The organism is Paenibacillus senegalimassiliensis, assembly GCF_001486585.1.
Lineage (GTDB): Bacteria > Bacillota > Bacilli > Paenibacillales > Paenibacillaceae > Fontibacillus > Fontibacillus senegalimassiliensis.
In genome coordinates this window covers 305447-321593 of record NZ_LN909045.1, presented here as the reverse complement: position 1 = coordinate 321593, position 16147 = coordinate 305447, and the positions used below count along the sequence as shown (strand labels likewise).

Sequence of the window (16147 nt, the reverse complement as noted above, 5' to 3'; positions counted from 1 at the left end):
AACCACTTGCCCTCGCTTAGCGAACCTACCTCACCACCCAACTCTTGCGCTCGTGGCACTTCAAACTAGTTTTCTCCCCTTCCACTTCCTTCTATATCATCGTCCCTCCCCCATAATTGCCTCTCTCCTGCCGGGACCTGTATAAATTTTGGGTAGATTCGTTGAACGGCCAAAGAAAAATGCATAACTTGGTCGATATTTATAGAAGAGCCATTACAACAAGAAGAATGGGGGTGTAATTATGGAAAAAGCGATTGTACATAAGCTCGTGGATGAGGTTATGGAAGAGTTGCACCTGATCAACCGCGATGCGCTGGAAAGCGAAGGCATTTCTAAGGCCAGCGTGGAACTGGCCGTCCGTTTGTCTGCCATTACAACGGTGAGAATTTTGGAGAAGCTTGAGTTGATTGAGAAGGGGTAATCTTGTTCAGGAAGTATATATTCTACCTCATGTAAAAGCAGCAGATGCTATAGGTAAGGGTCAACCCCTTAAAGCATCTGCTGCTTTTGCTTCGTTATCACTCGGTGATATGTAATCTCACTCCCTGCCCCTACGCTCCCCTTCAAGCTGTACAAATGCAAACCGGAAGTCAATCCGGCAAGCCATCTCCTGCTTAAGCAGGGAGAAGTCCAGCGCATACCATCGTACATCATTCCCGAAGTGATCGCGAAAGCTCTGTTCATATACCTCAAGGTTCAACTGATGAGCATCATAATGTATCTCAACCGCCAGTTCTCCGCATCGCAACACGAATGTTCCTTTCAGCGAAAGATCAGGCTTAATCAAAGTTACAAAGCGTTCGATCAGGCTTCCCGGCACTTTGGCAAATTGAAAATCATCCTGTAGCAACAAGCTGGGCAGACCTGTTTTCTGCCATACCCAAGATCTTCGGAAGCTCTGTAAACCCTCACAGGGGTAGGCTGCCGACAATTCCAGAACGAGACGGCATTCCTCGGTGCTTGTAGCTTGTTCCAACACCACCGCCTTCCGCTCTGCGCCTGGGTTCTGCATAATACCATCGATCTGTGGCACCGAATGCCCTTGCGATCCATTGGCATCATAATGATACCGGTCTGCACCAAAATAATCCCGCGTGTATTCGCCACAACCTAAATCGGATAAGAAGGATTGCCCATGCCCCACAAGCAGAAAATGACCCAGATCATTATGATTGTGCGGCTCTCCATTATGTCCGCCCTTGGCGGCGAAACCATACATGTCTCCTGCCCATTCATACCGTGAGATCAACCACTCTGCTTGCTCCAGATAGAAATCATCAGCCGCCCATTCCGTATGAATTGTTTCATAATCTCTCCAAATCAAATTACGCAAGGCCGGGGCCCAACGGCTGCAATGGTCCCTGCTGTACTCCGCCCGCAGTCTCTCAGGTGGAACCGCGACCTCTCCCTTATACTTCTCAGCCAAGTAATGAGATAGACCAAGCTGAACACGAGCCTCAGGTAGCGCATCGGAGAAATTGGCAACGGAAAACCCGCCCAGGAAGCACTTCTGCTGGAATGTAGCAATTCGCTTCACCTGATCCAGAGCAAACCAATTCATTTCCCCGCCGCTGCGATGATACAACAGATCCGCATAATAGACGAAATAGCCAAATCCGTAATTCCAGTAATCCAACCCCTCCAGACAAGCTCCGTCTTCTCCAAAGCCCTGCAAATAAAAGGACATGGCCCGCTCGGTCCTCTCCAGAATACTTGCCAGCCGAGGAGCGTCCTTCGCCTCCTGGAGGAGCAGCAAGGCCGCTGCGCCTATCGAGCCACCGCAAACTGCTGCCCAATTATGCCTCGCTTCCTCCCACTCGTAGGGTCCTTGCTCCAGAAAAGGCTTGAACAGCCGTGCCTCAACCTGTTCAGCCATGCGCTCTCGCAGCATCCGGGGCAAACGCTCACCTAGCAGCAGCGAAATTTCTGCGAGTGCAAAGCCCGTTTCTGCCGCGAACAAATCGATTGTCTCCGAGACAGGCCGTTCCTCTCCCACATGAGCGGGTAGACACCAGGTGAACTCACTACAAATGGACCACAACACATCCAGCAAGGCTGCAAAGTATACGTCTGCTGCTTCTGAATCCGAATCAAGCAAGGACAGCAAGGCAAAAGTGTTAAGCCTGCGCCGCTTGGCAAAGTATACGCGCTCATACTCCAGTCTGGAGCCACGCGTACGAAACAACGCGAATAGCGAATAGGTAAGCTCCACGGGTGGAGAAGCCACTAGCCGCTCCCCCTCCGCTTGAAGCTCCCCAAGGTCACCCGAAGCCTGGCACTGGTGCCTTAAAGACTTCCAGAAGGCTGCTCCCGCCGCGCCCCTGGCATAATAGGGCAATTGAAGCGGCAATAGAGTTTGCTTGTGCACCTGACGATAAAGATTCATCGGTATCACGACCTCCCCCGTATATCTATACATATCTCCTCACCAGCACAAGTTGTAATTCTAGTCGTTTCCCGGTCAAAAGTAACCTTCAACGATTCAGGTGACCACTTCTCCAGCACATCCGTTAGGTCCATGCCCGGGTTGCCAGTGCCGCCGTAAATAGCCGACGCAAGCCAGTGAGTTCCCGGCTCAAGAGATACGTGCAGCATGGGCAGCACCGTTCGTGGAAAGAGCACATTCGTATTGGCATCAGCACGAATGATATCGCAACGCTCATACCCCTGTAGGCTTCGCACCGCGCTAGCGCCGTGGGTTCCCATAGCTACAGCCTGCTCTGGCGATTTCCGCTCCACATGCTCTGGTCCCAGACCCAGCGCAAATCCCCCCTCCGCAGCATCCAGCGACCGCCGGGTATCTACTCGGTGAATACGAATATGCCAAGGTAAACCGGCTACAATCCAGGTACGCACTTCTACATCCTGCCAAGGTCTCCAGACTGCATGCAGCACATTATCCTTAATCCAGGCCTGCTCGTTCCGGCGTCTGACACGGTATAAGTAGTCGTCCTTCTCGCTTAAGGCGAGCATGGAGTCGGCCGCACTTTGGCCAAGTCCCCATTCCGCCCGGGGCACACTGAATCCGAACTGCGTCGAGTACACGAACTTCTCGTATTTGGCCGATGTATGAGTATGTCCATTTGTAGCAAGGTGCCCGCTGTTAAAGGCGGCAACATGACCGGACTCATCGCGGCACAACACCAGATGCGGGTCCGCCTGTACAGAAATCGAGGCCATCTCCGGCATCTCCTGCTCGGGCTCCCTCCAAAAAGCATCATCATCCGGCAGCGCCAGTACGAGGAAAGCCTTCAACGCCCAATATGGTGATCCGGGGGCGTTGTAGTTCTCCGCCATAATCAGATTAGGATAGGCATACCCTACCGTCAGGAGGGCCGTCGCATCCAGGATAGGCTGCTTGAACCACCAGCGCAAATTCCTTAACAGCATCCCCTTAATGACGCCGGGAGTCCAGCGATCCGTTCCCAACCCGGCAAAAGCAAACGCACTCCAGAAAGCAGACTGAGCGAATCGATAGGTCAAGCTACGCCCGTAGGGCAATGCGGAACCATCCGCGGCGAACCAATGCAGGAATTGATCGGCGAACTGGAGCGCCCGGCCTTTGAATCTGTCACAGCGCTCAGGGTCCTCCTTATTCATCAGCTTGGCATAAATCAAGGCATAGTAATGCATCGCAAAAGGAATATAGTAATCGCTATGTCCCCCAATCCCGTCACTATACCAACCGTTATCCAGATAGAACTCCTCAATACGCAGCAGGTTGTGCTCCATTTGCATCGAATCATACGGCTCACCGATTTGGCGAAAGCCCAAATTGACCATCACCTGAAAGAACAACCAATTACAATCATGACACGGGTGCTCGTTAATCTGATTTAGCCATTTGTATAGATGGCGCTGCTCCTGCTCCCCCAGCGGCTCCCAGATTCGCTCTGGAATGAGACATAACGCCAATCCTAATGCGGCCATTTCCACAAGGCGCTGATCGTAATCCGCCACATCACCCCAATATTCGGGATGCGTGGGGGTTGTTCCGTGGATGATTCCCTCCATGCAAATGGACCATAACTCCTCATTATCCGCTCCCCCAGCCAGCATGGGGACAAGGCCCCAGAGCACTCGCGAGAAGCCTTCCAGGCCAGCAACCTCATCCGAATGCCCTGCCCCTGCTCCGCTGAGCTGCAAGCGTGCCCTACCCTCACTATAGAAATCCCGTAGGGGATCGGTTAACTGCAATAAAGCGTGCTGCAAATCCTTCTTCGTGACTAATGGATTGGAGCCGATTGTTTGATGAGGCACCCTGCTGCTCATACCATTCACCCCTTCTTATTCCCAGTAAAAGGGACCGCAGCCCTTCAAGCGGGCCAGCCCCTCTACAAAATAGAAATCACCATAAATCAGCGGAACATCAATATTGCTTCCCTGCGGATAGTTGCTGGTCCCATGGAGAAGCAGTCCTTCCTCAGCGGCATCATCCCAGGCACCATAACGCTCATACAGGGACTTCAAGATTTTCTCTCCCCGCTCCCGGTAAAATATAGCGTCTGCTCCTTCCGTCTGCTGGGCCAGCAGCAAAAGGCCGCTGGCGGCACAGGCTCCTGCCGAGCTATCCCGCAGGCCTTGTAATTCCTCGGGAGCACGGAAATCCCAGGCCGGCACCTGATCCTCCGGCAGTCTGCTCAGGAAGAAGGCCGCCGTCTGCTGGGCCGCCCTCAGATATTCATCGCGGCCTGTATGATGATAGCCCAAAGCCAGGCCGTAAATTGCCCAGGCAGAGCCCCGAGACCAGGCCGACTCAGCCGCATGTCCCTGGCCAGCCCATGGCTTGATCCGTTCTCCCGTATGGGGATCAAACTCCACCATATGGTACACAGAGCCATCCGGTCTGATAAAATGTGCCAGCACCGTATTCAAATGCTCCTCCGCGACATGAGCATAGCGAGGATCACCACTTGTACGGGAGGCCCAGAACAAGAGTGGCATATTCATGCAGCAGTCGATGATGGCAATGCCTTCATTGCGTTCTCCTTCCCTCCAAGGATTCCACGCCCGAATGTAACGGCCTCTTATATTAAAGCGGGCGGCCAGGAAATTCGCCGCCTTGAGCGCGCGAATCCGCGACGTTTCATTGCCCGTCAGCTTGTAATTGGCTACACTGGTCAACGTCCACATGAAGCCGATATCGTGATCCAGCCGAAGGTAAGCGTCCATCACGGCATCCAGTGCAGCTTCGCATTGCTCGGCAATCTCTTTCAGCTCAGGCCGCTGGCTATCCCCGTACAGTTGCCAGAGCATCCCTGGCCAAAAGCCGGCCGTCCACCACTCAGGGGATGCCAACTCGTACACACCACCCTGACTGGCATGAGGGAACCCCGCCCCAATGCGGGTGGTATTCCTTAACGTCTTGCTCAAAGCTTGCTTCCAAGCCTCATCTCTCCAAGTCCGCGCTTCTCCCATTGCTACCCATCCTCTCCTTGTTCTAGCTCCATACCGGCTCTCCGACTAGTTGTTCACCATGCTTCTCTTCAAGCGCAGAGCAGGCCTCCGCCAAATGGGGAGACCGCTCCGCAATATAATGAAAGATTATTCTGACTTAAAGGCTACCTGCTGCTGTTCATAAATTTCATAGAAATCGCTCCAGACCAGGACATTGTCCTTTTCCTTGCCCCACCATTCCTTGTACCAGCTTTCAATTTCCGGTCCGCCGCCCGTTTCCCATTGCTTGATGGCCTCTGCATTTGCTTGCTCCAGCGGATAATTGCTGCCGCTAATGATAGCTCTTGTGAAGATATCGTCGATGGCCGAGGTCACATTACTGAATTTCACCTGCAGCTCCTTAGGCAATTGAGGCATATGCTCGGAGTGGGTTAAGCCTTCCCCCACGGGCAAATCGTTCATATACGTTGCCATTGATTCGCGGAACAAGCGCAGTGCTTCCTTCTGATAAGGAATGCTCTCATCGAATTGCGTCTCCGCGTAACCGTATTTCCCTTCCTCCAGCCGCGTGTATATCAAATCGTAATCAGAGGCCCAACTGACTTCATTTTTAAATTTATCAAGATCGGTAATGACCGGCTTCCCATCCGCTTCAAGCTGATAATGAACGCCTTCAATCCCATTCTTGAAGGTACGCCCCGTCTCCACCTTTGTCAGAAAATCGATGTGCTTCATGACCGCCTCAGGGTCTTTGGCCCGCGCGTTCACCACCGCCGTCATTTGCACCGGATTGTTCCATACCGGGTTGAATTGGCCCACAGAGGTCTTCGGTAGCGGAATGACCTTCAGCTTGGCTTCCGGTACATTCTTCATCAGGGTATCCAGCTCTCTGGAGGCGAAGCTGGTATAATCAGCCGTCATGAAGGCATACATGCCAATCTTGCCATTCAGGAAATCCTGCTTGGCCTTGGAGCCATCCTTATCGGTGAGAAAATCCTTATCCACGACGCCCGCCTCGTACAGGTTGCGCTTGAATGCCGTTGCTTCCTTCATGTTGTTGAGTCCCACGGCAATTTCGCCATTCTCCTCGAGATTCACCCAGTTGGCGTTATACATGAATTTATAAAGTCCGGAGGAATCACCAAACTTGAGGCCGCTCAGTCCATAGGTATCAGCCACGCCGTTGCCATCAGGGTCCTGCTCCGTAAAGGCCTTGGCGACTGCAATCATTTCCTCTTCCGTTGTAGGCGCTTCCAAATTTAGCTTCTCAAGCCAGTCTTCACGGATGAATAAGCTGACGAGCGGATACACCTCGTTAATACGCCCTACCTCATACAATTTGCCATCGGTTTTCGTGCCAGCTTGCTTAAGCTGCGGGTATTTCTCCATCAAGGCCTTGTACTCCACACTATGCTGCTCAATCAGATCATCCAGAGGGAGCAATTGCTTCTGATCAAAAAATTGGTTGCGAATCGAAGTCCCAAATTCAAAGATCAAGTCGGGCGCACTGCCCGAAGCAAACAGCACATTCAGCTTGGACTGTGATTCCCAGCGCGGTATGGCTACGAATTTCACATTGGCCGGGCCGTTATCATTAATCCACTTCGTCCACATATTGTCCTCGATGGTTCCCATACCGTTAGGGACTGAACCCCGATCATAAATTGTTGACGTAATGCTGCTGCGTGCTTCGCCATTGCCACCAGCGGCTCCATTTCCCTGCTGTCCGGCATTCGAGTTGCCCGAACAACCCGCCAGCAGACTGCCTCCCAAGCTGATCAGCATCATGGTTGTTGCCCATTTCTTGATTATGTTTGCCACGATGAACTACCCCTCTTTCTTTTCTGATTAGATATATATGGAGCAAGCTCAGCCTTTAATAGAACCAAGCATAACACCCTTTACAAAATATTTTTGCAATAAAGGATAAACTGCCAAAATCGGAATAATCATCACGATCACCGCTGCCGACCGAATCCCCTCCGGCGTCATATTCGCAACCATCGTGGGATCTGTGAAATCCTGGACCACTGAGGTCGATTTGATCATGTTCTGGACCAGCACGGTCATATTGTATTTGGCTGTATCATTGATATAAATCATGACACTCATAAATGCGTTCCAGTATCCTACGCCGTAGAATAGCGACAGCGTAGCCAGCATCGGCTTGGAGAGTGGCAGGACAATTTTTAGCAGAATACCCAGCTCACCACAGCCATCAATTTTCGCTGCCTCATCCACTTCACCTGGCAACTGCTCGAAGGACGAGCGCATCAGTAGCATGTTGTACGTGCTCACCAGCCCCGGTAACCATAAGGCGGCATAGCTGTTCACCAGTCCCAGATTTTGCACCACCAGATAAGTAGGAATCAGCCCCCCATTGAAAATCATCGTAAACACCATCGCCATCGTGAAGAATCGCCGACTGTAAAATTGTCTTCTAGACAGGGGATAGGCGGCCATGATGGTTACAGCCATACTCAGTCCCGTACCAATCAGCGTAATTTGCACACTATTCCAGAATGACCGTACAATAGGCGTTCCAGAGAACAAGCTCTTGAACGAGTAGAAGCTGAAATCTACCGGCCAAATCGTCACCCTTCCGCTAGCCACTGCGCTGGCACCGCTGAGCGACAGGGCAACCACATTCAGAAGCGGCAGAATGCAGCTTAAGGCAATCAGTGTCAGCACTACGTAGTTGAAGAAGTAAAATAACTTCTCTCCTCGGCTAGCCCGCATTCTTTCTCCCCCTTACCATAGTCCTTCATTAAATTTGCGAGCAATATAGTTCGCGGTGAACACTAGAATGAATGCCACCAATGATTCAAATAATCCCATGGCTGTAGTCAGGCTGAATTGTGCCCCCTGCAAGCCAATCCGGTAAATGTACGTGCTGATTACATCGGCAATTTCGTTGACATTCGAGTTCTGGAGCATAAATACCTGATCAAACCCCACCTCCATCACCCTTCCCATGGACAAGATCATCAGCAAGATGATGGTTGAACGAATACCAGGCAGTGTAATATGCCAGATTTGCCGCAGCTTGCTGGCGCCGTCCATACCTGCTGCTTCATACAGGCTCGGGTTAATGGAGGTTAAAGCCGCCAGGTAGATGATGGCGTTGAAGCCCATGTCCTTCCAAATGCCGGAGCTTATGAAGATGGCTACCCAGGAGGCCTTCTCGTACATGAACGGATACGCCTCTCCCGTCAAGGAGGTTACCAGGCGGTTCACCATGCCGTTCTCCATAGAGAAGATCGTCGTGACCAGCATCCCGATGATGACCCAGGACAAGAAGTGGGGCATATACACGATTGTCTGGACCGTTTTCTTAAAGGACATGATCCGAACCTCGTTCAGCATAATAGCCAGCAGAATCGGGATCGGGAAGCCTAGGACAATATTTAGCAGACTAAGCATCAACGTATTTCGGATAATTTGCAAAGTGCGAGGGTCCTGGAACAGCATCTCGAAATAATACGTGCCTACCCAGGGACTGTTCATCACACCATCGTAGAAATTGTAATCTTTAAAAGCAATGATCAAGCCCCCGATGGGAGCATAGCGGAAGATCAGGTAAAATAGCAGCACCGGCAAAAACATAAGCAGCAGCGGAATGTTCGTCTTGAATCTCCGCCATGCCGGATGCCTTCTCCACTCCTTCGGCTCCTGTCCCCCCACGCGGGGCGACTTGGCTACCGCTACATCCGAAGTTTCCATGCGTCTTGCTCCTTTCTGAACTGTGTCTCTCTAACGTCTGTAACCCCATTCTAGCGGTTGACCTGACCAAGAACATTTAATATTCAACGATGATTTTTTGAATTTCTACACAAAAAAGACCGGCAGCCAGCCGGCCTGTATCTTCTATTCGCTTCGCTCCCCCGACTGCTGCTTGCGGAACTCTCTTGGGGATTGCCCGGTCATTTGCTTGAAAACAACGGTGAAGTAACTGGAGTTGTCGAACCCCACCTGTCCGGCAATTTCCGTCATTCTGTAGCTCGTGCTTCTTAGCAGCAGCTTGGCCTTCTCGATACGAAGCTGGCTCACATAATGGGTGAAGCTGATGCCCGTCTCCTTCTTGAACAGGTTGCTCAGATAATTGGGTGTGACATGCACATGCTCGGCAACCGTCTGCAAGGAGCAGCCATATTGATAATGTCCATCGATATACTGCCGAGCCTTGAGGACAACATTGTCCTGCCGCTCCTCCAGCCAGCGTACGAACAGGTTAACGAATTCCAGGCATGTCCCTCTGGCCCATGATAATAGCTCGGGAACCGTTTGAAATTCAATGATCTGCTTGGGGTTCAAGGCCTCGTTGGCAGCGGCTGCCTGCAAGTGCTTGAAGTCAGACAACAAGATGCCCGAGAAAGCGGACATCAATCTGTAGACCTTCGTCTTGCACGGTTGCAGCTCGAGCGAAGAAGCTTCCTCCAAATAGGCTGCCAACCGCTCTTGAAGGGCCGGGAACTCGCTGGTGACCAGCAGAGCCATCAGTTCTTCCTTAAGCTGACGTGTATCCGCAGCAGTTACGCTCTCCGTGAATTGAACATCGTGAAGCTCCTGCTGCCCTTGAATGCTCCACCCTGCCAGATCATCGAACCGAACCATCGTCCGCTCCGTCACCCAGCTTGTCTCTACGCCGATGAAGTTCTTCAAGGCCTGTTGCACCTCGTCCCGATACCTCTTCCCCGGATCGCCCGGCTCGATCAAGAAGGCAAAGCGCTCCCGGCTCAAGGGAAAATAAAGCATTCGTGTCTGCTGCTGCAATTCCTCCACAATATTCGTCGCCGCGTAATACAGTAGGCCGATATCCTTGGCCGTATAGTTCTTCCCGGCCTGGTTATAGTCTTGAATATGCAGCAAGCATAGCCATGAGCCAGACCATCTCTGCTCCCATTGCTCTTGCAATGCATGGTCGCAGGGAAGAGCAAATGCGGCTGCGCGGAAGACCTCCGTCTGCCATTGACGCTCCCTGACCCGGACGGCCATGCTGTTCAAGCGGAACTGTTCATAGGCCTTGCGCAATACCCGATACACTTCGTCCAGGGAGAACGGCTTGAGCAGGAACTCTACCGCCCCATAACGCAGCGCACGGCGGGCATATTCAAAGTCGCGATAGCCGGTCAAGATAATGACCTGGATAGCCGGATGCTCCCGGGATAATCGCTCGGCCAAGGCCAAGCCGTCCATCAGCGGCATATTAATGTCCGTGATGATCAAATCCGGCTTGTACAGCTCCACCGCCCGCAACGCCTCCTCCCCGTCAGAGGCTTCCCCTGCAACCTCCCACCCTAACTGATTGCTGCTAATAAGCTGAACCAGCCCTTCGCGAAACCAAATCTCATCATCGACAACCAACAAGTTTCCAATCATGGGTTCTCACTCTCCAGTTGCAGCCGGTAAGGCAATTTGAGTCGTACCAACGTCCCTTCGCCGAGGGTCGATTCTATCTCCACTCCATATGGTGCCCCATAGAGCAGCTCAATCCGTCGTATCACGCTGGCCGTTCCGATGGATTTCCGCTTCTCATGCAATACACCCGACGCTTGCAAGACACTGCTTAACGTCTCCTCCGACATGCCCTCGCCATTATCCCCAATCTCGATGATCAGGAAGTCGGGGCTCTCCCCCTCTTCAACCGGACCTGTAAAGGCGTGAATCTTCAAATACCGATCCGTCTTCTTATTGCGAAAAGCATGAATGAACGTATTCTCGACAAGGGGCTGAATCAGCAGGCGAATGACCTGGCAGTCCAGCAGTTCCTCCGGAACCTCAATGTCCATGGTCAGTGCTTCCGGATATCTGGCCTTCTGAATTTCCAGATAATTGCGAATTTGCTTGATTTCATCCCTTAGGGTCGTCATGTCCTGCACGGGCTCCAGTGTATACTGCAGCATCTCCGACAGGTTCGTCACCAGCCGGGCCGACTTCTCGTCGCCAAGCATATAGAACTTCCAGAAGAACATGCCCAGCGTGTTGTATAGAAAGTGAGGATTCAACTGGGCTTGTATCGCTTTTAACTCCGCTTCCTTCTCATTGATCTTCCGCTCGTACACTTCATAGATTAGTGTCTCAATATACGCCGTCATGTTGTTGAAGCTGTCCCCGATGTACCCGAGCTCATCCTTGGTCCTGATCTGTACGCGAGTGTCGAACTTTCCTTCTCTGATCCGTTTCATCCCGCGAACAAGACTACCCAGCGGGCGCAGCAGCATCCGGCTGATACCGGCGATAATGAGTCCCATGCAGACGAGGCTGGCCAGGGCAGACAAGACTGCTACCTTGAGTATAATTTGGCTTTTACTCTGGATTTGTGAGAGTGACACCTTGCTGACCAGCGTAAAGCCAACCTTCTCCGACACCTGTCTGGTGTACATGTAAGACACCCCTTGCTCCTCGCGAACGGTGCTGCCCATGTTGGGCATATCGGCAAGAACCGGATGTACTTCATCTGCCAATTCGTTCAATGAGTATAAGAAGTTGCCGTCATGGTCAAACAGGAATACATTCTCTTGTTGCTGTGATCGGAGATTCTTTAGATGTGCCTCGAACAAGGAAGTATTAAATAAAATGAGCATCATTCCGTAAGTATCCAAATCAATGGATCTCATCAGTCGCCCGGCCAGAATCCAATTCGCACTTCCCTCCTGCTGATAATCGTCACGCCCTGGCCGACTCCATACATATTCCCCTCCGGTCCCATCCAGCCTTCGTACCATTTGATCCAGATATTGCGGGTCCAAGCTGTAAAAGGAACCGGCGAAGGAGCCCAGGCTAATCTGATTCTCCTTCAGGTCGTAAATTCGTAGTCCGACCATTTCAGGCGCATCCAGGCGTACCTGATAGATTTGATCATCGAGTACCTGCTCAATCTTCATGCGCTCGTACGAGTCAGCCTGCTCAGCTTGTTCGGAAATAGCCAGCTTCACCGAGGGATTCAGGGTAATGTAATCCGTAATGCGGTACATGTCGTTGACTCGGGAGTCCAGGCGGGCTAGCACCTGCTCTGTAGTCATGTAATATTGCCGGCTTACCTCTTCATTGAACAAGGACAGATGAATGCGGTACGTAACTAACGCCGTAATTGAAGAGATTAAGAGATTGGCCACCGATAACCAAATAATGAGTTTGGTAGAGAATTTCATCAACTGCTTGTTGAACAGCCGCCGTTTCTTCCTCGCCATAGCTATTCCTCCGTTAGTAGAAAAACGCTTTCAATAAAATAGATATGCCTATAATATCGGAATTTATTTTAAGATACAAAGAAAAAATGATTCTGACGACAAAGAACCCCGCGAGCACAGGGGGCTGATTCCCTAACCTCGCGGGGGTTCAAATTTAGCATTAGAAGCTCACATCAACGCCCAAGCCCGGCTGCTCGGGCAAGGTCATAAACGGGCCTGGAAGGAGATTCCGCCCCGGATTGCTTCATGCTCGGCGAAGTACATGAAGCTGTCCAGATCGCCGTACTTGAAGTTCTGCCGGGACATGACCAGCGCCGCGCCTGCGGAAATCCCCAGCCTGCTCTCAACCATGCAACCAAGCATACAAGAAAGGCCAGCAGCTTCGGCGATAGAATTGATCTGCAGCGCTCTGTACAAGCCACCGCATTTCATCAACTTAATGTTGATAAAGTCCACCGCATCCTTCTTGATCAGATTCATCGCATCCTGCGGCGTAAAGCAGCTCTCATCGGCCATAATCTTGAGTGGGGATTTGGAACGCACATAACCCAGACCATCGATGTCCCAATGGGGCACAGGCTGCTCCACCGCTTCCACCCCATATTCGGCATAATACCGAATCACACGAATGGCATCACCTACGGACCAGCCCTGATTGGCATCCACCTTCAAACGAATGTTCTCGCCTACCGCTTCCCGGATTTGCTTGATGGCCGCCATATCATCTTCAGGATTCAGTCCAGCCTTAACTTTGATCTGGCGGAAGCCTTGCTCCGCCAAAGCCACGGCCTCCCGGGCCATCTGAGACGGATCTGCAATGCCAATAGTCTTATCCGTCTCCATCCGATTGACGACCCCGCCCAGGAACCGGTATAACGGCAGCCTGGCATATTGGCTCATAATATCGTATAGCGCAATATCGATAGCTGCCTTGGCCGCTCCGTTATGAATCAGCGTCTGGTCCATCATTTTGTGGATGGAATCAATGGCGAACGGGTCACTGCCAACAAGCTTCTCCTTGAGCAATTGTACAGCATGGAGAATCGTATCCGCCGATTCTCCGGTGACAAAGGTCGCCCCCGAGCCTTCACCGTATCCGACAATTCCCTCATCGGTCTCAACCTTGACGATAACCGTCTCGCAAACATGCAGGGAGCCGATAGCAATCCGTACCGGCTCGCGCAGTTCCAGGCTCAGCTTCTTGGCGGCAATGTCTTTAATGATCATCTCGCCTTACCGTCCCTTCGCCGTCCTCCTGCTGCCAGTGAGGGTGAAGACTGCCCAATACACCAACTAGCGTGGCTACCTCCGGGCCCGGATTATACAGCAGATGTGAGACATTCTTCTGAATATAAATGCTATCCCCTTCTTCCAGTCGGTAGGTCCGCTTAGGAGTGCGGTATTCGATGCAGCCTTCCAGCACATAGCAGAACTCCACGAAATCATGACATACCATCTCATCGTAGTCCGTCTGGCCCGACTCAATCTTGACGACCATGAACGAGATATCCGGCTTCTCCCCACTCTTCAGCACTGCGGGTGTTCTTAGCTGATATTTGGCATGCGCTTGAGGGAAGGTTCGCTCCTCCTGTTCCCCCGTGCTAATAAATACGCCTTCGGGAGCGCCATACTCCATCAAGGCTAGCAGTTCTACGTTCAGGGCCTTGGCCAGCTTGCGGAGGACGGACAACGATGGTTCCACCAGGTTGCGTTCAATCTGCGAAATGTAAGCGGGCGTTACGTCGATGTATTCGGCCAGAGCCGTTGAGGACCATGCCCGCTCCCGTCTTAACTCCCGGATCTTCTCCCCGTTCAGCTTAAATGAGCTCTCTTGTCCCATATCCCTCAACCTCCTATCGTGGATTTGACAATCCACAGAATTGTTGCCGGACGGTCACCGGGATTGAGCAAGTAATGCCCGGTCTTGCGCGGGATAAAAATACTGCCTCCCTGGGGAATCAGCACGCTATCGTTGCCAAATCGATATTCAAGTTGCCCTTCCACGACATAGATGCCTTCATCGGAATCCGTGGACAAATCCTCGGAGGATATTCGTTCCTGCGGAGGTACCTCCAGCCGCAGCACCTCAATCTCCGGTGGATGTGGGCTTCGCCAGGCCAGCGGGGTCAGCACTTCGCAGGTCCCGGCCAGGTTCTGGAACTTAAGCTTAGCGTGCTCAGACTTGCGGAGCACCGTCACTTCTTCGTCAGGTTCTTCCGCAAACAGGAGGGTCGCCGGAAGCTCCAGCTTCTCAGCCAGCTCCCGCAGTACCGGGAGCGACGGCTCCTGCCGGTTATTTTCCAGATTGGACAGATAACCCGTGGTCACTCCAATGCGCTGCGCCAGCTCCGCCAGGGTGAATCGCTTGGTTTTCCTTGCTTCTCGTAAAATATCTCCCAGCATATCCTTGTCCTTTACCGTTTATTTAAGATTGTCCGGGTTCAGACCTTCCAGCTCGGGCACGACAAATATTCCGTCCTTGCGGATCAATACGTCATCGAAATAAATCTCCCCGCCGCCGTATTCCTTGCGCTGGATATTAACCAGGTCCCAGTGGATGGCCGACTGGTTGCCGTTCGGAGCTCCGTCATAGCATTTACCCGGTGTAAAGTGGAACGAGCCTGCAATCTTCTCGTCAAACAGCGTATCACGCATCGGCTCCAAAATATATGGATTGACGCCAATGGCAAACTCACCCACATATCTGGCGCCTTCGTCCGTATTGAACACTTGATTGATCTTCTTTGTATCATTGGCTGTGGCGGAAATAATCTTGCCATCCTTAAATTCCAGGCAGACATTCTCGTAAGTGAAGCCTTGATACAAGGAAGGCGTATTATAAGTGATCTTCCCGTTCACTGAATCCCTGACCGGAGCCGTGAACACTTCTCCATCAGGAATATTCATCTCCCCCGAGCATGGGATGACCGGAATATCCTTAATCGAAAAGCTTAAGTCGGTACCTGGTCCCGTGAGTCGTACACGATCCGTACGTTCCATCAGTTCAACCAGCGGCTTCATCGCTTCTCTCATCTTCGAGTAGTCCAGACAACATACATCGTAGAAGAAATCCTCGAAAGCCTCGGTGCTGGTGGTTGCCAATTGAGCCATATAACCATTTGGATATCGTAAGGCCACCCAACGCGTATTCGGTACGCGGATACCCAAATGCACCGGGGCAATATAATGGGTCTCATACATGCTAAGCTTCTCCAAAGGAACATCAGCCATTTCATAGAAATTTTCGGAGCCGCGAATGGCAATGTAGCAATCCACACTCGACATTTCCAGGGAATCGATCTTGGCCATGAGCTGGATTTGTTCCTCTGTGGCGTGCATCAACAGCTCGCGCTGAATTCGGGGGCTGGTGTGATGGCTAATCGGGATCGCCTTGACGCGGTACACCTCCTTGATCACGGCACGGGCCAGTTCTTCCGTACTCTCCCCCATATGGTGTACCAGCACCTTGTCATTCTCCTTAACTCCGCAGGAGTAGTTCACCAAATTAGCAGCCAGCTTCTTCACTCTCTCGTCCATACTCTACCATCCCTTCATGCGGA

Annotated in this window: 13 protein-coding genes; 1 reads left to right on the top strand and 12 read right to left on the bottom strand. The window is 51.9% G+C overall.

The window, feature by feature from the left end:
- The first annotated feature begins 241 nt into the window (after positions 1–241).
- Positions 242–421, top strand: a complete 180-nt coding sequence (locus BN3279_RS11475; RefSeq protein ID WP_059050961.1) for a hypothetical protein — start codon at positions 242–244, stop codon at positions 419–421.
- A 117-nt stretch (positions 422–538) separates the two neighbouring features.
- Here BN3279_RS11475 and BN3279_RS11470 read toward each other — a convergent pair whose 3' ends face one another.
- From BN3279_RS11470 to BN3279_RS11415, 12 genes are all read right to left on the bottom strand, one after another.
- Complete coding sequence (locus BN3279_RS11470) at positions 539–2386, bottom strand: heparinase II/III family protein (protein WP_059050959.1); 1848 nt, start codon at positions 2384–2386, stop codon at positions 539–541.
- 5 nt (positions 2387–2391) lie between these two features.
- A complete protein-coding gene (locus BN3279_RS11465; RefSeq protein ID WP_059050957.1) occupies positions 2392–4272 on the bottom strand; it encodes a DUF2264 domain-containing protein in 1881 nt (626 codons plus the stop codon).
- A 15-nt stretch (positions 4273–4287) separates the two neighbouring features.
- Positions 4288–5418, bottom strand: a complete 1131-nt coding sequence (locus BN3279_RS11460) for a glycoside hydrolase family 88 protein (protein ID WP_059050955.1) — start codon at positions 5416–5418, stop codon at positions 4288–4290.
- Between the two features lie 126 nt (positions 5419–5544).
- A complete protein-coding gene (locus BN3279_RS11455; protein WP_059050954.1) occupies positions 5545–7218 on the bottom strand; it encodes a type 2 periplasmic-binding domain-containing protein in 1674 nt (557 codons plus the stop codon).
- Positions 7219–7266: 48 nt separating this feature from the next.
- Positions 7267–8136 (bottom strand): carbohydrate ABC transporter permease, encoded by an 870-nt coding sequence (locus tag BN3279_RS11450; RefSeq protein ID WP_059050953.1) that lies wholly within the window; start codon positions 8134–8136, stop codon positions 7267–7269.
- A 12-nt stretch (positions 8137–8148) separates the two neighbouring features.
- Positions 8149–9003, bottom strand: a complete 855-nt coding sequence (locus BN3279_RS11445; RefSeq protein WP_232436852.1) for an ABC transporter permease — start codon at positions 9001–9003, stop codon at positions 8149–8151.
- A gap of 261 nt (positions 9004–9264) precedes the next feature.
- Positions 9265–10776: a response regulator transcription factor gene (locus BN3279_RS11440; RefSeq protein ID WP_059050949.1), complete on the bottom strand. Its 1512-nt coding sequence runs from the start codon at positions 10774–10776 to the stop codon at positions 9265–9267.
- Positions 10773–12587 (bottom strand): sensor histidine kinase, encoded by a 1815-nt coding sequence (locus tag BN3279_RS11435; RefSeq protein ID WP_059050947.1) that lies wholly within the window; start codon positions 12585–12587, stop codon positions 10773–10775. The genes BN3279_RS11440 and BN3279_RS11435 overlap by 4 nt, the downstream gene beginning before the upstream one ends.
- A gap of 204 nt (positions 12588–12791) precedes the next feature.
- Positions 12792–13814, bottom strand: a complete 1023-nt coding sequence (locus BN3279_RS11430) for a dipeptide epimerase (RefSeq protein ID WP_198343579.1) — start codon at positions 13812–13814, stop codon at positions 12792–12794.
- Positions 13804–14427, bottom strand: a complete 624-nt coding sequence (locus tag BN3279_RS11425; protein WP_059050945.1) for a helix-turn-helix domain-containing protein — start codon at positions 14425–14427, stop codon at positions 13804–13806. Before BN3279_RS11425 ends, BN3279_RS11430 begins: the two co-directional genes overlap by 11 nt.
- Positions 14428–14432: 5 nt before the next feature.
- Positions 14433–14990, bottom strand: a complete 558-nt coding sequence (locus BN3279_RS11420; RefSeq protein ID WP_059050943.1) for a helix-turn-helix domain-containing protein — start codon at positions 14988–14990, stop codon at positions 14433–14435.
- 18 nt (positions 14991–15008) lie between these two features.
- Entirely contained in the window at positions 15009–16124 is a 1116-nt protein-coding gene (locus BN3279_RS11415) for an aminopeptidase (protein ID WP_059050941.1), read from the bottom strand.
- Between the last annotated feature and the right edge of the window lie 23 nt (positions 16125–16147).